This is a genomic window from Actinocorallia populi (genome assembly GCF_002995495.1).
Lineage (GTDB): Bacteria > Actinomycetota > Actinomycetes > Streptosporangiales > Streptosporangiaceae > Actinocorallia > Actinocorallia populi.
Genome location: NZ_PVZV01000003.1, coordinates 148,554 through 165,895 on the forward strand (window position 1 = coordinate 148,554; position 17,342 = coordinate 165,895).

General features: G+C 69.5%; 14 protein-coding genes and 1 CRISPR repeat array. Of the genes, 8 read left to right on the top strand and 6 right to left on the bottom strand.

Annotation, left to right across the window (positions count from 1 at the left end; genetic code table 11):
* Positions 1-36: 36 nt before the first annotated feature.
* Positions 37-804 carry an SDR family oxidoreductase gene (locus C2865_RS13845; RefSeq protein WP_106398875.1) on the bottom strand — a complete coding sequence of 256 codons (768 nt, stop codon included), beginning with the start codon at positions 802-804 and terminating at the stop codon, positions 37-39.
* Between the two features lie 118 nt (positions 805-922).
* Between C2865_RS13845 and C2865_RS13850 the strand changes: the two genes are divergently transcribed.
* The 3 genes from C2865_RS13850 (at position 923) to C2865_RS13860 (ending at position 3,871) form a co-directional block, all read left to right on the top strand.
* Positions 923-1,435: a hypothetical protein gene (locus C2865_RS13850; protein ID WP_106398876.1), complete on the top strand. Its 513-nt coding sequence runs from the start codon at positions 923-925 to the stop codon at positions 1,433-1,435.
* A gap of 130 nt (positions 1,436-1,565) precedes the next feature.
* Entirely contained in the window at positions 1,566-2,141 is a 576-nt protein-coding gene (locus tag C2865_RS13855; RefSeq protein WP_157963700.1) for a TetR/AcrR family transcriptional regulator, read from the top strand.
* A gap of 248 nt (positions 2,142-2,389) precedes the next feature.
* Positions 2,390-3,871 carry a hypothetical protein gene (locus tag C2865_RS13860; RefSeq protein WP_106398878.1) on the top strand — a complete coding sequence of 494 codons (1,482 nt, stop codon included), beginning with the start codon at positions 2,390-2,392 and terminating at the stop codon, positions 3,869-3,871.
* A 192-nt stretch (positions 3,872-4,063) separates the two neighbouring features.
* Here the strand turns inward: C2865_RS13860 and C2865_RS13865 are convergent, their stop codons facing one another.
* Entirely contained in the window at positions 4,064-5,521 is a 1,458-nt protein-coding gene (locus C2865_RS13865; protein WP_232835586.1) for an FAD/NAD(P)-binding protein, read from the bottom strand.
* A gap of 169 nt (positions 5,522-5,690) precedes the next feature.
* Here C2865_RS13865 and C2865_RS13870 point away from each other — a divergent pair, with 169 nt between their 5' ends.
* The 3 genes from C2865_RS13870 (at position 5,691) to C2865_RS13880 (ending at position 8,550) form a co-directional block, all read left to right on the top strand.
* Positions 5,691-6,839, top strand: coding sequence for a helix-turn-helix domain-containing protein (locus tag C2865_RS13870; protein ID WP_232835587.1), 1,149 nt, complete (start codon positions 5,691-5,693; stop codon positions 6,837-6,839).
* 90 nt (positions 6,840-6,929) lie between these two features.
* Positions 6,930-7,742, top strand: coding sequence for an alpha/beta fold hydrolase (locus C2865_RS13875; protein WP_232835588.1), 813 nt, complete (start codon positions 6,930-6,932; stop codon positions 7,740-7,742).
* 31 nt (positions 7,743-7,773) lie between these two features.
* Positions 7,774-8,550 (top strand): MerR family transcriptional regulator, encoded by a 777-nt coding sequence (locus tag C2865_RS13880; protein WP_106398880.1) that lies wholly within the window; start codon positions 7,774-7,776, stop codon positions 8,548-8,550.
* Between the two features lie 34 nt (positions 8,551-8,584).
* On the opposite strand, the gene C2865_RS13885 is transcribed toward C2865_RS13880, so the two are convergent.
* The 4 genes from C2865_RS13885 to C2865_RS13900 are packed head-to-tail and all read right to left on the bottom strand — an operon-like array spanning position 8,585 to position 12,344.
* Positions 8,585-10,792, bottom strand: a complete 2,208-nt coding sequence (locus C2865_RS13885) for an outer membrane protein assembly factor BamB family protein (protein ID WP_106398881.1) — start codon at positions 10,790-10,792, stop codon at positions 8,585-8,587.
* 49 nt (positions 10,793-10,841) lie between these two features.
* On the bottom strand, positions 10,842-11,507 hold the full coding sequence (locus C2865_RS13890) for an SAM-dependent methyltransferase (RefSeq protein WP_106398882.1): 666 nt from the start codon (positions 11,505-11,507) through the stop codon (positions 10,842-10,844).
* 28 nt (positions 11,508-11,535) lie between these two features.
* Positions 11,536-12,045: an HAD domain-containing protein gene (locus C2865_RS13895; RefSeq protein ID WP_232835589.1), complete on the bottom strand. Its 510-nt coding sequence runs from the start codon at positions 12,043-12,045 to the stop codon at positions 11,536-11,538.
* A 32-nt stretch (positions 12,046-12,077) separates the two neighbouring features.
* Positions 12,078-12,344 carry a hypothetical protein gene (locus tag C2865_RS13900; RefSeq protein WP_106398883.1) on the bottom strand — a complete coding sequence of 89 codons (267 nt, stop codon included), beginning with the start codon at positions 12,342-12,344 and terminating at the stop codon, positions 12,078-12,080.
* A 625-nt stretch (positions 12,345-12,969) separates the two neighbouring features.
* Here C2865_RS13900 and C2865_RS13905 point away from each other — a divergent pair.
* Both C2865_RS13905 and cas2e read left to right on the top strand, forming a co-directional pair.
* Entirely contained in the window at positions 12,970-14,301 is a 1,332-nt protein-coding gene (locus C2865_RS13905; RefSeq protein WP_106398884.1) for a tyrosine-type recombinase/integrase, read from the top strand.
* Positions 14,302-14,447: 146 nt separating this feature from the next.
* Positions 14,448-16,550: a CRISPR direct-repeat array (repeat unit 28 nt; unit sequence GGAACATCCCCGCGCGTGCGGGGCCGAC).
* Positions 16,551-16,975: 425 nt separating this feature from the next.
* Entirely contained in the window at positions 16,976-17,227 is a 252-nt protein-coding gene (gene cas2e / locus C2865_RS13910) for a type I-E CRISPR-associated endoribonuclease Cas2e (RefSeq protein WP_106398885.1), read from the top strand.
* Positions 17,228-17,342: the final 115 nt, after the last annotated feature.

Consider the following 17,342-nt stretch of genomic DNA (forward strand, 5'->3'; position numbering starts at 1 on the left):
TCACCTTCCCGATCTAACCCGCCTTGGGCCCCGCCGTCACCAGGGCACCGGCCCCTCCTCTCCGAAGAACCCGGCGGTCGGCCCGTCCGCGCCGAGCGTGGCCAGCCGCACCACGACCGCGGCGCCCTGCGCGACGGTGAGGAACCCCGTGTGGGCGTTGCTGTCCGTGTCGACGAAGCCGGGCGCGACGGCGTTGACGAGGATGCCGTCCTTCCTCAGCTCGTTGGCGTAGTGCACGGTCAGCGCGTTCAGCGCGGACTTGGACGGCGAGTAGGCCGCCGACGGCAGCAGCGCCGCGAAGGGGCCCTCCGGATCGCTGGTGATGGTCAGCGACGCGGCATGGCTGCTGACGTTGACGACGCGCGGCGCCGGCGACCGCCGCAACAGCGGGAGCATCGCGTTGGTCACCGCGATCACCCCGAAGACGTTGGTCTCGAACACCGCCCGGACCATGTCCAGGTCGACCGAGCTGGGAACCTGGTCATGGGCGTCTTCAGGCGAGACCTGCCCGGAACCGGTGATACCAGCGTTGTTGACCAGCACGTCGAGCCTGCCGAAGCGCTCCTCGACCTGCTCGGCCGCCTCCCGAACGGTGACCGGGTCGGTGACGTCCAGGGTGACCGCGTGCACGTCACCGCCCCCCGCTCGCAGCGCCGCGGCGGCCTCCTCCCCGCGCCGCGGATCCCGGGCACCGACCAGCACCGTCATGCCCAGCCCGGCGAGTTGCTCGGCGACCCCGCGGCCGATCCCCTTGTTCGCCCCGGTGACCAGCGCGACCTTCCGGTGAGTGACCTGCTCGCCCATGACCGGCTCCTTCCCGTGAGCGGGCCCGCCCTTCGCGGAACCCGTCTTCACCACCCGAGACGAGACAGCCCGCACTTCTGTGACACGCGACCGGGCACCTGATCACTAGGCTGACCCGGTGGCGTTCGACATCAACGGGTACCGCCCTCCGCGGCTCTGCGGGTTCGCCGCGATCAGCGAGATGCACGCCGACCGCCTGCGTTCCCTGGTCGGACGGCGGCTGAGCTCGGTATGGGTCGTCTGGGACCTGGAAGACGACTCGTGGTTCGCCGACTGCCCTGTGCTGCTCTCCTTCGAGGGAGCGCAGGTCGAGATCGACCACAGCAAGTTCAGCGACGTGTCCATCACCTGGAACGAGATCGACCCGCTGGCCCCCGTCATCTGGCCGGACTCGGAGCTGGAGTTCCGCCTGCGGTGGCGTGAGGACGAGCGCGCGGGCATGGCCGCTCTGCACGGCCGGGCCCTGACCGCCGTGGAACTGCTCGAGTGGTCGGGCAGGGACATGGCCCACGGCATGGTCGCCGTCAGCTTCGTCTTCGACGACGGACGCATCACGGTCCACAACGCGCTGGACGAGAACGGCCTGGAACTCACCCCGCCCGACCCGCACTACCGGGTCCACCGCCTCTGAGCTTCGCGGTGCGGAGCGGGAGGCCGGGCCGGTCGTAGACTCGCGCTGTTCTTTCCGTTTCGGTCGGGTCGGGCTGGAGTCGTCCGTGGTCTCTCGTGGGGTTCGGGGTCCGTATGCGAAGTCGGCCGCGGTGCGACGGCGGATCCTGGAGGCGTGCGTGGAGGCGTTCGCCACGACCGGCTTCTACGGTGCGACCTTGAAGGACGTCGCCGCTCGTGCGGGCATCAGCTTCACCGGGTTGCTGCACCACTTCCCGCACAAGGAGGAGCTGCTGCTGGCGGTGCTGGAGTTCAGGGCCGAACAGGGCAGAAATCTGCTGGAGCAGGCCGGCGCGCTGGATCCGGCCGGAGATCCGCTGGGGGCACTGCGCGGGATGCTCGCGGTGAGCGCCGACAACGCCTCGTATCCGGGGCTGGTGGAACTGCACTGCGTCATGACGGGCGAAGCCACCTCTCCCGTGCATCCCGCCCACGGCTACTACACCGACCGCTTCCGCGAGCTCCGCCGCTTCTACACCGCCGCCTTCACCGCTTTGGCCGAGCGCGGCGAGCTGTGCTCGCCGATCCCGCCGGCGGTCTTGGCGGACATGACGCTCTCCCTGCTCAACGGCCTGCAGACCCAGTGGCTGTACGACCGCGACGGCATCGATGTGGAAGGCGGCGTCCGCGCCTTCCTGGCCTCGGCCGTCCCCTCTCTGGCCGAGTGAGCCGAAGGCGGCCGTCCGCACCCCTGACGGAAACATAACTATGCACTTACGAGAATCATGTTCTTGACTGTCGAAAATCGTAATGCCACTCTGTTTTGAGCTGCCGTGACGCCGGTCACAGAGCAGCCGAAGGGAGTGTTCGCATGACGGATCTGACGGCGTTGGAACGAAGAGCCGGGTGGTCGCGTGCTCGGCGACGCGGACTGGGAATGCTGGCCCTCGGTGCCTTGGCGGCGAGTACCGCTCTGATGAGCGTCCAGCCCTCCGCCAGGGCGGCCGCGCCCGCCCCGTCCCCTGCCAGGGTGTCGGTCGACTTCGGCTCCGGGCTGGGCGAGCTCCCGCGCCCGGAGAAGCTCAACAACTTCGGCAACGTCACCGCTTGGCCCGAGCAGCGCTCCGACGACGTCGCGTTCCTCAACGAGCAGGGCCTGCACGGCGACATCTACCGGATCTGGCTGAGCAGCCCCAACGCATCCGCTGAGGAGAACATCTTCAACCAGTGCGACCTGGCCACCGGCAAGTGCGACTTCTCCAAGCTGGACGCCTACCTCACCCAGGCGAGCACCGTGTCCGACTCGGTGCTGGTGAACATCAACCCGACGGACTTCGTCGAGGGCAAGCGGCCCTTCAAGGACCTCAAGCCGCTGCTGGAGCTGATGCTGAGCGACCTGAAGAAGAAGTACCCCCGCGTCGACCACGTCGAGGTGTTCAACGAGCCGGACTGGCAGTTCCACGGGCTGGCGCGCCGGCAGGGACGCCCGGCGGAAGAGGCGACCTTGCAGCCCGGGGAGCTCTACCGCTTCTACGTGCCGTTCTATGAGGCCGTCGACACCGTCAACAAGAAGCTCCGCCGCTCCGACCGGCTCCAGGTCGGCGGTCCGTCGCTGATGTTCATGGACCCCAAGTGGCTGAAGCCGTTCCTGGACGGCTACGCCGCCGACAGGAACCCCCGCAAGCGCCTGGACTTCCTGTCCTACCACTCCTACCTGAAGTGGGACGACGACTACCAGGTCCCCACGCTCTACAGCAAGGACCTGCGCACGGTGGCCTCGGACCGGGACACCCTACGGGCATGGCTGAAGGAACGCCGCCTGCCCAGGAACCTCCCGACCTTCATCACCGAGACCGGCATCTACCCCGGCCCGTCCTTCGACGACCCTGAACCCGAGAACGACTACCTGCGCCAAGCCGCCGGAATGGCCACCTACGGCTACCTGTACGCAGACCAGCCCGGCACCCGCATGTTCAACTGGTGCGTCCGCCACCGCGTCGAAGAACGCAAGGACCAGCTGGTCACCCGCGCCCCTGACGGGCCGCTCACCGACACGTTCACCCCCTACGGGAACATGCTGCTGATGCAGTCCAAGATGAAGGACACCCGGGTGTCCGCCACCTCCAGCGGCCTCAAGGAGGACAACGGCGTCTACGCCATCGCCTCCAAGGACCGCACCGGCGCCTCCCTGATGGTCTGGAACTGGCAGCACACCAACACCGACAGCTACCGGGCCACCGTCGACATGTCCCGTCTGCCCGCCGACCTCAGACGCGGCCCCGTCCGCCAGCGCACGTACAGAATCGACCAGACCACCAGCAACTACTTCACCGACCCGGCCAAGGCCGACCTCCAGCTCGTCGACGAGAAGACCGTCACCCCCGGCAAAACCCACACCCAGCGCATCGACCTCGCACCCAATGCGATCTACCTGATCCTCCTCGAACCCGCGCGATGACCTACCGGGGCCTTGCATCCGTTTCCGCCTCGCCCGATCCGCTTCAGCACTAGCCGGACGGGATGGTGAGGGACATGAGCGTGCCAGACGCGCTCATGTTCCTCACCGGTGGTCGAGTACACCGCGAAGATCCCGGACGGGATGTTCTGACGCACACGGTCCAGATTCGCATGGTGCCGCCCGCCACCCGGGTCAGGCGACCCGCATCGCGTCCCGTTCGGCGGCGATCGCCTGCGCGGTCCGTGCGGCTTGGGCGGCGACGCCTGCGATGCTCGAGGTGAGGAACGGACCACCGCCGGCGAAGTCGCCGACCACGTGCAGACGCGGGACGGCCGGTACCAGGCCGCCGGACGGGTGGAGTTCGGCCAGGCCTTCGGCCCGCAAGGACGCGACCAGGCGTCCGGCCGCGCGGGGTGTCGCTCGCGGCGGCGGGTTCACTGCGTTGATGACGATGTCGGGGGTGAGTTCGCCGCCGTCGCCGTGCGCCCGGAACGACCCGTCCACCGCCTCGATCTCGCGGACGCCCGCGGCGACGGTGAGTTGCCCGGAGTCCAGCAGGCGCATCATGGTCGAGGCGTTCACCGGGATCATCGGTGAGGCGACGCTGGACGCCAGGCGGAAGTGGCTTCGCAGCCGCTCGCGGTCAGGCTCGGGCAGCAGCCGCCACGCGTACGGGCCGAGGGTGTGCGCTGTCTCCTGGAGTACCCGGCGGCCGATCCTGGGGTCGCCGACAGCAGCCAGTTGCCTCCGCAATCGTCGTACCGGATCCTCTGTCTCGGTCGCCAGCAGTTCGGCCGCGAAGTCCTCGAAGTCCTCCCCCGCCTCCTCCATTTCGGCGCGCAGCAACCCGATGAGGTCCTCGAGAGTGACGGCGCCGCGCTCGCGGTGCAGTGCCGCCACCCGTTCGGCGGTCACGTGCCGCGGCCGGTGGTCGGCCGGGCTCTGCCAGACGTGGGGCAGCACACCGCTGCGGGACAGCAGCGTGATCCGCCCGGTGTGCCCGCGCGCGGCGAGCGACACCACGACGTCGACCGCGGTCAGGCCGCTCCCGATGATCGCGATGTCGCCGCCGGGCGGAACCCGGTCGAGCGTGCGCGCCAGCGGGTACGGATCGGCCGTGAAACCGGCGGCCCGGCCCAGACCGTAGTGGTCCTGGGGCGTCCCGCCGCCCACGCACAGGACCACGTGGTCGGCATCGTGCCCGCGGCCGTCCTCGGTCCGCAGCGACCAGCGGTCACCGGACCGAGCCGCCCCGGTGACGTGGGAGGCGACGACGCGCACGCGCCAGCCGCTTTCGCGCAGGGCGGCCAGCGCCGTCTCACCGGTGTGCGCCAGGTACTCGCCGTAGAGGGCGCGCGGGACCAGCGGTTGCCCCAGCAGTTCGTCGAGGTGGCCGGCGCCGCGCGTGCCCAGCCAGGCCGCGTAGTGCCCGGGGTCCGAATGGCGGATCGACATGATGGCGGGCGGTGCGTTGACCCGCACCGAGTCCAGGTCAGGGCCGTACGGGCGGCCTCTCCAGAGATGCGGTGACGGCTCGAAGACGGTGATGCCGCCCGGACCGCCGGCGGTGGCCGCCAGCGCGTCCAGCAGACCGACCGCGGCGGCGCCCGCCCCGATGATCGCGATGTCCATGTTCTCCTCCGTGTTCATGTCGCCGCCGAGGGGATCGGGGCCTTCTCGAGCCTCGCCGCCGCCGGAGCCGGGCCCCATCCCCCGCGAGCGGTGACCGCCGGGAGACGGTCCCCCCCAATCGGGGGGTTGGCGCAGGGGAGGAAGATCGGACAGGCTGACCGGTGTCCAGAGCACAGGAGGTACCGCCGTGCCCGTTGCGCGCCGTCTCGCCGAGGTGCTGTCGGGGGCGGAGCGTGCCGCCGACGCCCTCGACCTCTTCACCCGCACGTCCGCCGGACTGCGGCGGTTCATGCCGTTCGACTCGGCGGTGTGGGCGGCGACCGACCCGGAGACCGGCCTCATCACCGCCCCGATGCTGGTGGAGGACCTCGGCTCCGGCGAAGGCTGCGCCGCCTACTGGGAAAGCGAACTCCTGGAGGAGAACGTCATCCCGTTTCGGGACATCGCCCGTGCCGCCGTCCCGGTGGCCGGTCTGCGTGCGGCCACCGGTGACCTGCCCGCACGCAGCGCTCGTTTCCGCAGGCTGCTCGCGGATCTGGGCGTGGCCGACGAGCTGCGGGCCGTGCTGCGGATCGGCGACCGGCCGTGGGCCGTGGTGAGCCTGTTCCGGATGAGCCGTGACGCCCCGTTCGGTCCGGCCGAGACCGCGCTGCTCGCCGGCCTGTCCGGCCCGCTGGCCGCGCGGCTGCGCCGGTTCGCCCGCCCATCCGCGTCCGGCGGCGGGACCGGCGCGCCCGCACCCGGACTGGTGCTCTTCGACCCCTCCGGCGAACCGACCTCCCTCAACGAGGAGGCGCGGCAGTACCTCTCGCGGCTCCCCGGCGGCCCCTCCATCTCCTCTCCGCTGGGGCTGAGGCTGCCGATCTGGGTGGTCGCCACAGCGCTGCAGGCGCGTGCGGTCGCCCGGGGCCGGGATCGAGGCGGCGCGAGAGTGCGGATCCGCACCGTCGACGGCCGCTGGCTGACCTGCCATGCCTCCTGTCTCAGCGGTCCCGCCGGGCGGCCCGGTCCGGTGGCGCTCGTCATCGAGCCGGCGGCCGCCGCCGACCTGGCGGTCCTCATCGCCGAGGCCTACGGCCTGACGCCGCGCGAGCTGGAGATCGCCCAGCTCGTCACGCGAGGGTTGTCCACCGCTGAGATCGCCGCGACGCTGTTCATCTCCCCGCACACCGTGCGCGACCACCTCAAGGCCGTCTTCGGCAAAGCGGAGGTCTCCAGCCGGGGCGAACTCGTCGCGCGGTTGTTCTCCGAGCACCACTCGCCTGCGGCTCCGACGACGCCTCCGGCTCCCGTCTCCTGGTGGAGATCCGCCAAGGCGTCGGGTTCACCTTCGTGACGCGGCCGTCCCGGCCGGTGCGGGAGCACCGGTGTCATGTCCCCGCAGCGGTTGACCCTGACGCAGGGTCAACCGCCCAGCATGGTCGGCATGAACGAGAAGACCAGTGCGCTACGGCACTTCACGATCCACCATGACGGCGTCTCGATCCCGGTGTCCCGCGGCGGCCGGGGACGGACGCTGGTCCTGTGCCCCGGGCTGAACTCGACGCTGGCCGACCTGCACGAGCTGGCCGGGCTGCTGCGGCAAGACCACGACGTGGTGACCTTCGACCTGCGCGGCCACGGCCTCGCCTCGGCCGCCGACCGGTACACCTTCGAGGCGTTCCTCGGTGACCTCGCCGCCGTGATGGGCGAGCTGCGACGCCTCGACCCGGACACGGCGCCCGTGCTCGTGGGCTACTCGCTGGGCGCGGACCTCGCCGTGCACTACGCCGCCGGGCATCCCGGGGCCGTCGCCGAGCTCGTCCTCGTCGACGGGGCGAACCCGGTGCCCGAGCCGTTCGTCACCGAGGCCCTCCTGCCGGAGCTGCGCGCCATGTGGGAGGACATGGCGGCACGCCAGGAGGCCGAGCGGGGCACCCCGCGCCAGGTGCTGCTCACCGCCCGGGAGATCCTCGACCTGAACGTCGAGATCGACACGGTCCGAGCCGAAATCCTCGACCGGTACGAGAAGGTCGCATGCCCGATCAGCATGATCGTGTCGACCTCGATGGCGGGCGACGGCGCCGGAGGGCACGCGCAGCGGCTCAACCAGAACTGGCGCGCCGGCATTGAACGGCTTGTCCGCGAACAGCCGCACATCACCGCGTTTCGGCTCGACGCCGACCATCAGCTGGTCTTCACCTGCGCTCCGGAAATCGCCCGGATCATCCGGAGCGCACAGGACCGGTCGGCCAGGTGACTCCTTGACCGCCCTGTAGGAGACTGATCCGATGCTGACCATCGGTGAGCTGGCTTCGTACGCCGGGGTGACGGTGCGTGCGGTGCGGCACTACCACGTCAAGGGACTGCTGCCGGAGCCGGAGCGGGACCACTCCGGCTACCGCAGATACGACGCCGACGCCGTGATCGAACTGATCAAGATCCGGACCCTCGCCGGGGCGGGCGTCCCGCTGGCACGGGTACGGGAGCTGCTCCGAGCCGACGAGGCGGAGTTCGCCGCGGCGATCGCGGACATCGACAGGCGGCTGCAGGAGGAGATCCGGCAGCGGCGGCGCCACCGCGAGCAGATCGCCCGGCTGGCCTCCGGGGACAACCTGGTGCTGCCCCCGGACGTGGTCGGGTACCTCGACCGGCTGCGGGCGCTCGGAATCGACGAGCGGATCGTCCAGGTCGAACGCGACGGCTGGATCCTGCTGGCCGCGCACTCGCCCGAGCGGGTCCCGGAGTGGATGGCGCGCAAACACGAGCAGCTCGCCGACCCGCAGCTCATCGGCTTCTACCGCACCCTGGACCAGGCCCTCGACCAGACCGCCGACGACCCGCGGCTGGTCGAGCTGGCCGACGAACTGGCCGCCTACATCACACGGCTGGCCGACGAACAGGGCGAGGACTACGTCGACGACACCGGCATCGATCCACCGCTGGCCGGACTGATGGACGCGCTGGCGTTCGACACCGTGCCACCGGCCCGCCGGCTGATCGAACTGCTGAAGGAACGCGGCTGGACCGGCTGGACCAGGCTCGAGCGCGTGACCCCTCCGCGGTAGGGCGCTCCTCGTCCCCTGCCGGTGCGGCCGGACCTCAGTAGAGGGTCGTGGCGTCCTCGCCGGGAAAGTCGAAGGCGTAGACCTCCCGTTCGTGCTTGGCCAGCAGCCTGCCCGGTACGCGCAGGACCCTCCACTCGTAGGGGGAGTCCTTCTCCGCGGCGTAGAACCAGGTTTCGCGCCCTGTGGCCAGGTCCCGGCCCTGGAGCCCCTCCCTGCTCGCGATGGTGACCTGGCCGCCGAGGCCCTCCCGCAGGGAGAAGTCCAGGGCGCTGCTCCCGGAACCGGTGAGTTCCACTTCCCACAGGGGTCTCCCGGTCCGGACATCGATCGCGCGGAGGGACTTCGTCTCGCAGGAGCAGAACGTCCTCCCCGAGAGCGCGAAAGTCGCCGTATCGATGGGCTTCGGCTTCCAGAGGCGGCGGCCCGTGGCGGAGTCGAAGACGGCGAGCCTGCCCGGGGTGCTGCAGGTGCCGATGAGCAGGCCGTCTGCGAAGCTCAGCCAGTAATCGGGTTCGTCCTTCTTGGGACGGTAGAGCGGCATACCGCTGGGGCTGCTCCAGATCTCCTTACCGGTGAGCGGATCGAGGGCCCGTACCTTCAGGTCCTCGTCGAGGACGTAGAACCGCTTTCCGTCGGTGCAACGAGCGAGCAGTTTGCCGCGCCTCGTCCACTTCTTCCTGCCGCTGCTCATCGTGACGCCCGCGTACGAGTTGCCGGTCTCCTGAAAGCGGGTGTCGATCAGCATCACCCCCTTGCAGGGGTCGCCGTTCACGTAGAACGGCTCGTCCGCGGTCCCGAGCGTCCAGCGCCACCTGCCGGTCTCCGGGTCGAACCCGTGCGCCCGCTGCTCCTTGTCCCGGACCACGAGCAGCGAAGGCGCGATGGGGAGCGGGCTCTCGGGCACACCGCCGTCCAGCTCGGAGATCCACAGCTCCTCCCCCGTCTGCGCGGACAGCGCGGAGATCTCGCCGTCCGCGATCAGATAGACCCGGCCGTCCCGATACTTCGCCGGGTAGAACGCGTCATGAGCGGTGCTCTCCCAGACCTCCTTCCCGTCCGCCGGAGAGAGCGCGTCCACACCCTTGTGAATGGACAGCACGACGTCGCCCGCGAGCACGAGTTCGCCGTACTCCTCGCCGACGGACGCCTCCCAGACCGGCTGGAGACCGCTGTCCGTGGCGTCGGCCGACGGCTTCGCCCCTTCCGTGCTCCGCCCGCGCCCCCGGACCAGGGGCGACAGGGCGACGACGGCCGCCGTCCCGGTCAGGGCGAGAGCCGCCCCTCCCAGCAACGTCTGGCGGCGGGTGAGCGCGGGCGGTGACACCTGCGTGGGCGGAACCGGAGCCGGGGGCAGAAGCGGCACGGAAAGTACCGACACGGGTTCCGAGAGCGGCTGCTGGAGCGGCACGGCGGGCGCCGTCTCCGGCGAGGCGGACGCCTCGGGGCGGGGGGCCGGGATCCGATCGGCCGCGGCGAACAGTTCGGGAAGCCCTGCGACGGGAGGACGCCGCGCCGGATCCTTCTCCAGGCAGGCCGCCACCAGCTCGGCGAGACCCTCGGGCACCCCGTCGAGCTGCGGCGGCTCGTAGGCGGCGCGGAACATCAACACCTGGAAGGGCCCCGTCCCGAACGCGTGCCTCCCCGTCGCGGCGAACACCACCACCGCGCCGAGCGCGAACACGTCGCTGGCCGGGGTCAGCTCGTGCCCGGCCACCTGCTCCGGCGACATGTACCCGGCCGACCCGATGACACCGCCCGTCACGGTGAGCACGGTGCCCTCGGAGGCGCGGCTGATCCCGAAGTCGATGACCCGCGGCCCGTCGTCGGCGAGCAGGATGTTCGACGGTTTGAGGTCCCGGTGGATGAGCCCCGCACGGTGGACCGCCGCCAGCGCCTCGGCCAGCCGCGCGCCCAGCACCCGGACCTCGGGCTCGGCCATCGGCCCGCGGGCGTCGATCTCGGCCTGCAGCGAAGGCCCCGGCACGTACACCGTCGCCAGCCACGGCAGCGCCCCCTCGGGATCGGCGTCCACGACCGGCGTCGTGAACGCCCCGCTGACCGCCATGGCCGCCTCGACCTCGGCCTTGAACCGCCGCCGGAACCCGGCGTCCGAGGCCAGCTCGGGCCGCACCACCTTGACCGCGACCTGCCTGCCGCTGGACGAGGCCCCGAGGAAGACCCGCCCCATACCGCCCTCGCCCAGCAACCGGACGATCCGAAAGGGGCCGATGGTCTCGGGCATGACACCATCACTCCCGAAAAATGCCACCTGGGGAGAATAGCGACTCTCTTCACCCGAGCCGCCGGGGCATCCCCGACCACCGCCGGCTCCGAAGTCCGCGCTCGGCTCGAACGTCAAAGGACTTCACCGATCCTGGACAGCTCACGTCTTCGGCCGCCGAGGCGCAGCGCGTAACAGCGTCAGAGCAGGCCCCGGTGGCCGCGGTCGGGCGGGTGTCGTCGCCGCGCCGGGGGTGCCAGTCGGCGATGGGCACCACACCCGGAGGCAGCAAAGTCGTGCCGTCGAACAACCGGGTCACCTGCTCGGCGGTACGCAGATGCACTCCAGGCGGGGTCGCGGCGGAGTAGATGTCGACCGCCTCGTCCAGCCGCTCGGAATCAGCACCTCCCGGGGAGATGTGCGAGATCGCCATGGCCGAACCCGGAGCCAGACGCGCCAGATAAGCGCGCAGGAGGCCCTCGACGTCCTCCTCGTCGGAGACGAAATGCAGCACCGCGACGAGCATCAACCCCACCGGACGGGAGAGGTCCAGCAGCCCGCTCTCCTCGACCGCGGCCAGCAGCTCGTCCACCCGGCGCAGATCCGCGGCAGACCCGCCGGAGCAGAGAAACGGGGCCGCGGAACCGCTTCCTCGGCCCCGTCCGGTGCTCTCGCCTATGAGACTTAGCCACCCGGCACGGGGCACATCAAAGCTCCAGACGACCGGGCGATTCACTCAGCAATGACGGCCGTGGCCAGCTCGGCTATAGCCGTCCCAACCAGTCAGCGATCACGATGAGGTCAGCGCGAGTGAGACCACAGCGGGCATCGACTCCGTGGAGAAGCGCTCGTCCATGATGATGGGCGGACACCCACACCCGGTCGGCATCGGTGATCTCGTCATCGACCCACACGAACGGACGCCCCGCCGCCCACTCGACCAGACCGCGGGTCTTCCAGTGCAGCGGCCCTTCTTCGTCGGAATCCGGCCAGTCCACCACCGGCAGTTCGGGCAGACCCAGCAACGGACTGATCGCCTCGTTCGCCTCCGCCATCCACGTCGTCGCCCACACCAGATCACACGGCAGAGCCGACAACCGAACCCCGTGCCGGGAATCGATCCTGGCCAGCAGCGGGTTCGACCCCGACGGCAGCCGTCGCGGCACCATCCGGTCGTCCGAGCGCCCATCGAGATACGGTACGGGCGCCCCGAACGGGATGAGGGGGCCGTCAACATCAAGAAACAGCAGGGGACGCTCCAATGGCTCCGGCACAGCCGCAGAATAACGGGCCGCCCTCTGAGACCTCACCCACAAGCATCGGCTTCATCGGTCGTCGCGGCAGAAGAAGACCTGACCCCCACTTCAGCGAAGGCCCCGAAGGACTGACCCAAGTACTCATCGAGATCGAGCGGGACTTCTTCCTCAAGAAGATGGAAGCCGAGCCGGGCATGGAACCCCTCCAAGCCGCCACCCTGCGTTCCCGCCCGCACCGCCACCAGGTCATCGCCGTTCTCGTCACCGGCCGCCTCCAGCAACTCCAGCCAGCGTTCGGCCTCGCCGTCGGCCCCCATCCAGATCCTCGTGCTTCGACCTCGACCAGCCACGCACCACACGCTCAGGCGCGATCGTAGGGATACGGCCGCCGCCAGGTGCCCTCCGTCAAGGGGCCGCACCTGAAACGCCACGCGCCACCCGGCAGGTGCCTTTACGCCGTAGATTCGCAAGTCGGTCCGAGCCGAGGACCGACGCGACAAGGCCGCAACTTGTTCGAGTACGAAGACCGGCACCACACCGTTGGTCGCGAACCACCCCTGCAGCCGGAGGCAACCGTGCTCAAACGAGCCGGCGACGGTGGTCGAGGGGACGGCAGCGCAGACCAGCCGGAGGCGCCCCAGGGCAGATGATCACGTTCGCCCCCGTGGGCGAACCGCGGACCAACGATCGAAGGCCCCACCTCCCCGGAGGGAGATGAGGCCTTCGACCTGCGCTTCACTGTCGGGACGACAGGATTTGAACCTGCGACCCCTTGACCCCCAGTCGCGTTCCGCTGTTCATCAATCACCTTGAGCAACCGCCTCTCCTGCGAGAAACTGCAGGTAGAGCGCCTGATCCCCCTGCCACACCGTCTCACCCGATGCCAGGGCCTAGCGCAGAGTCCACGGTCAAACGACGGTCAGACGATCTTGAGGAGGGAAGATGGGCTTCTCGCGGAAGCGCGTCGCCAAGAACGGCAAGCCCCGGTACACCGCCTACTACACCGACCTGCGCGGCAGGGAGCTCTCCGCGGGAACCTTCGCCAGCAAGAAGGAGGCCGACAAGGCCTGGCAGAAAGCCGAGGCCAAAGTCGCCGAAGGCCAGGCAGGAAACCCGGCCCGAAAGAAACAGACCTTCCGAAGATACGTAGAGAAGGAGTGGCTACCGAACCACGTCATGGAGGCCACCACCCGCGAGGGCTACACGTACTCCATCTACGCGCACATCATGACCTGGTTCGGCTCCATGCGCATGGTCGAAATCATGCCCAGCGACGTACGCGCCTGGGTGAAGGACCAACACGACCGCGGCCTCTCCCCCACCACCATCCGACTCAACAAATCGATCCTCAGCGGCATCTTCACCACAGCCCTGAACGACCAGATCACCTCCCTCCACCCCTGCAAAGGCGTGAAGACCCCCACCATCGCAAAAAAGCCCCTGCGCATCGTCACCCCCGAGGAGTTCGACAAGCTCTACTTCGCCCTCCCCACAGAAGACGCCCGCCTCCTGGCCGAAACCGCCATCGAGAGCGGCATGCGCTGGGGCGAGCTGACCGAACTCCGCGTCAAGGACCTCGACCTGCTCAGCCGCATCGTCACCGTGAGCCGAACAATCGTCGAGATCAACCCCAAGCACCACCCCCAGGGCAAACGCTTCCTTATCAAGGACTACCCCAAAGACCGCGAGTTCCGCCGCTTCAAGCTCAGCCCGCAGATCACCACCAAGCTCAAGCAGCACATCGAGGACAAGAAACTAGAGCCCGACGACCTGCTCTTCCTCTACCAGCACGAAGAACCAGCCCAGAAGCCAAAACCCGAACAGCCAGAACCTTTGGGCCTGACCGATCCGAACGCCGCCGGACGGCGATACCGACACGGCACACTCAGCGCCTACTCCGCCGGCAAATGCCGCTGCCCACACTGCAGAAGCGCCTACGCCACCTACCGCGCCCAGCGCCGCAGCACCGGCAAAGACAACCCACGCAACCTACGCTCCTGGAACACCGACGGACACATCCCCCGCCGATGGTTCCGCGACCACATCTGGCGCCCCGCCCTCACCGCCTCAGGCCTGGAGTTCAAGGTCAAAATGCACGACCTCCGCCACGCCCACGCCTCCTGGCTCCTCGCAGGCGGCGCCGACCTCCAAGTCGTCAAAGAACGCCTCGGACACGGCAGCATCTCCACCACCGAAAAGTACCTCCACACCCTCCCCGACGCCGACGACACCGCCCTCGACGCCCTCGCACGCACTCGGGCCCGCTCTCGATAAGAGGACCCGTTTCCGGCAGGTTCAGATATGGCACCCCATGCGTGTAGGGCCAACCTCACCGCGCATCTCTACAGATGATCTGAGGGAAAGCATCCCGCGTGCGCAAGGTTGACTTCACCGACGGCCAGGCCGCCGTCCAGCAACACGGAGCATCCCCGCGCGTGCGGGGCCGACTTGGCGGGCAGCACGTACTCGCCGTTGGACAGGGGAACATCCCCGCGCGTGCGGGGCCGACCCCTGGGGCTGGTTCTGCTTGTCAAGCTCGACCGGAACATCCCCGCGCGTGCGGGACCAACCCTGGCTCCGCGCTGTTGAGGAAGAAGTTCCGGGGAACATCCCCGCGCGTGCGGGGCCGACTGCACCGCCTGCTCATAGGCGAGCTGCGCCTCTGGAACATCCCCGCGCGTGCGGGGCCGACGCCAGAATCCACCGGCTGCTGGAGTTCGGGGAGGGAACATCCCCGCGCGTGCGGAGCCGACCCGCCGCCCTCGGCGCCCGCCGCCCCGAAGATGGGAACATCCCCGCGCGTGCGGGGCCGACCGACGGCACGGTCGACACCACCACCCGGCACGGGGAACATCCCCGCGCGTGCGGGGCCGACCGCCACGATGCCGCGCGCGTACTGGCGCGCCCGGGAACATCCCCGCGCGTGCGGGGCCGACTCGACGGTCTCGCCGTCGATCTCGTAGCCCGCGGGAACATCCCCGCGCGTGCGGGGCCGACAGCGGCCCCACCCAGCGGACGGACATCCATGAGGGAACATCCCCGCGCGTGCGGGGCCGACGTCTCTCCTTGGTGTCGGGATCAGAGGGCGTGCGGAACATCCCCGCGCGTGCGGGGCCGACGCGGGGGAGAGCTGGGCGACCAGCTCCATCATCGGAACATCCCCGCGCGTGCGGGGCCGACAGGTACCGGCCGTAGCGCTGAAGCCCGGCCTTCGGAACATCCCCGCGCGTGCGGGGCCGACGGTCACGCCCAGCTCGAGCGCTCCACGAACAGAGGAACATCCCCGCGCGTGCGGGGCCGACAACGTGCTCGGCGAGATCGAGAGCTACAACTCGGGAACATCCCCGCGCGTGCGGGGCCGACGTCTCCCTCGGCGCCCTGGCCAGCCTGGTCGGAGGAACATCCCCGCGCGTGCGGGGCCGACAACTCGGCGACCTCGGCGGCGATGACCTCCAGCGGAACATCCCCGCGCGTGCGGGGCCGACCGCTCTTCCCCGACCCGGACCAGTAGGAGACACCGGAACATCCCCGCGCGTGCGGGGCCGACGGGTTCTGTAGGTGCCGGGGGCCTACACAATCGGGAACATCCCCGCGCGTGCGGGGCCGACTCGTCGGTGAGCTGCTGGGGCATCGGTGCGCCCGGAACATCCCCGCGCGTGCGGGGCCGACCAAGAAGAGGACCGAACGATGAACGAGAACCGCGGAACATCCCCGCGCGTGCGGGGCCGACACCTGCCTGTTCGTCGATGAGTCGCTGCAGTTCGGAACATCCCCGCGCGTGCGGGGCCGACGCGCCGATCCCCGCGACCTTCGGCGCCGGCTTCGGAACATCCCCGCGCGTGCGGGGCCGACGCGTTCAGGATCCATCGCGTAGGCGGTGAGCAGGGAACATCCCCGCGCGTGCGGGGCCGACGGAGACCAGCGGCACCGGGGCTGAGCTGGCCGCGGAACATCCCCGCGCGTGCGGGGCCGACCGAAGGCGCCTTCCGATGGGTCCGCCCGTGGGAGGAACATCCCCGCGCGTGCGGGGCCGACTTCTCAGCTCGGGCCGCGCGCCCGCCCAGGTACGGAACATCCCCGCGCGTGCGGGGCCGACTAATCGCCCCTTTTCTTGGCTTGGCCCCATGAAGGAACATCCCCGCGCGTGCGGGGCCGACGATCGGCCGCAACGGGCGTAATGTCGCCTGGACGGAACATCCCCGCGCGTGCGGGGCCGACCTGCTCAAGGCCCCGCCCCCGACCTCGTAACCCGGAACATCCCCGCGCGTGCGGGGCCGACGGACGCCCCGGCCTCGACGGTCCGCTCAGCCACGGAACATCCCCGCGCGTGCGGGGCCGACTCCCGCTTGATCGTGATCCCGCCGATGTTCACGGGAACATCCCCGCGCGTGCGGGGCCGACGCCTGGACCCAGCCGATGTCGCTGGCGTCGATGGGAACATCCCCGCGCGTGCGGGGCCGACCTGCAGCTGCGTGGCCTCAGGGTCGTTCAACACGGAACATCCCCGCGCGTGCGGGGCCGACACTTGCTGACCTGGGGGTTTGCAGGCGAGGGGAGCGATTTTTATTCAGGTGGATTCGGTCGAGGCGCGTTGGGCGGGCGGACAAAAGGCTGGTGAGCTCATTCTGTCACCAGCTGAGGATAGGTGGAGCGGCGCCTGGGAGAGGAGGTCGGATGAGTGCGGGTCAGGTATGGACGGGATGGGATGCGGATGTCGTGCGGAGATTGGGGTCTTGTAGGGGAAATCCGCGGAGAAGAGGAACGCTCCCCTCCTCCCCACTGAAGGGGCCGAACCGCCAGAAGACACCAACGAGCTATGGGACGAACGCGTCGGCAGCGTCAATTGGGCCGACGAATCGGACATGGCCGTCAACCTCAGTACAGCCTTCATCCAACCCACCATGGGAGACCATCACATGGCGATCATCGGCCCCGAGTTCGACGCCCCATGACCGTCATCGTCCTCATCGCCGCCCCCGAAGGCCTCCGCGGCCACCTCACCCGCTGGATGATCGAAGTCAACGCCGGCGTGTTCGTCGGCAACCCCAGCCACCGTATCCGCGACCGCCTCTGGGAACTCCTCGCCACCCGCATCGGCGACGGCCAAGCCATCCTCGTCGAACCCTCCACCAACGAACAAGGCTGGTCCGTCCGCACCGCCAGCACCCAACCGTCTTTTACCAGGTCAAAAACCCGCTGAGCTTTCTGCAGAGACCACCGCATCGGCGCACTCTTCGGGCACACCCCAACACCAGTGAACCTTCTCCCTTTCCCCCAGGCCAGCGTTCCATTACTCACTGTGTCCAAATCGGGCC

Excerpts from the sequence above, each read along its gene's own strand:
- C2865_RS13860 (WP_106398878.1), top strand. The coding sequence starts at position 2,390 with ATGAGCGTCCAGCCCTCCGCCAGGGCGGCCGCGCCCGCCCCGTCCCCT.
- C2865_RS13880 (WP_106398880.1), top strand. The coding sequence starts at position 7,774 with ATGCTGACCATCGGTGAGCTGGCTTCGTACGCCGGGGTGACGGTGCGT.
- C2865_RS13845 (WP_106398875.1), bottom strand. The coding sequence starts at position 804 with ATGGGCGAGCAGGTCACTCACCGGAAGGTCGCGCTGGTCACCGGGGCG.
- cas2e (WP_106398885.1), top strand. The coding sequence starts at position 16,976 with ATGACCGTCATCGTCCTCATCGCCGCCCCCGAAGGCCTCCGCGGCCAC.
- C2865_RS13875 (WP_232835588.1), top strand. The coding sequence starts at position 6,930 with ATGAACGAGAAGACCAGTGCGCTACGGCACTTCACGATCCACCATGAC.
- C2865_RS13865 (WP_232835586.1), bottom strand. The coding sequence starts at position 5,521 with ATGAACACGGAGGAGAACATGGACATCGCGATCATCGGGGCGGGCGCC.
- C2865_RS13900 (WP_106398883.1), bottom strand. The coding sequence starts at position 12,344 with ATGGGGGCCGACGGCGAGGCCGAACGCTGGCTGGAGTTGCTGGAGGCG.
- C2865_RS13885 (WP_106398881.1), bottom strand. The coding sequence starts at position 10,792 with ATGCCCGAGACCATCGGCCCCTTTCGGATCGTCCGGTTGCTGGGCGAG.
- C2865_RS13905 (WP_106398884.1), top strand. The coding sequence starts at position 12,970 with ATGGGCTTCTCGCGGAAGCGCGTCGCCAAGAACGGCAAGCCCCGGTAC.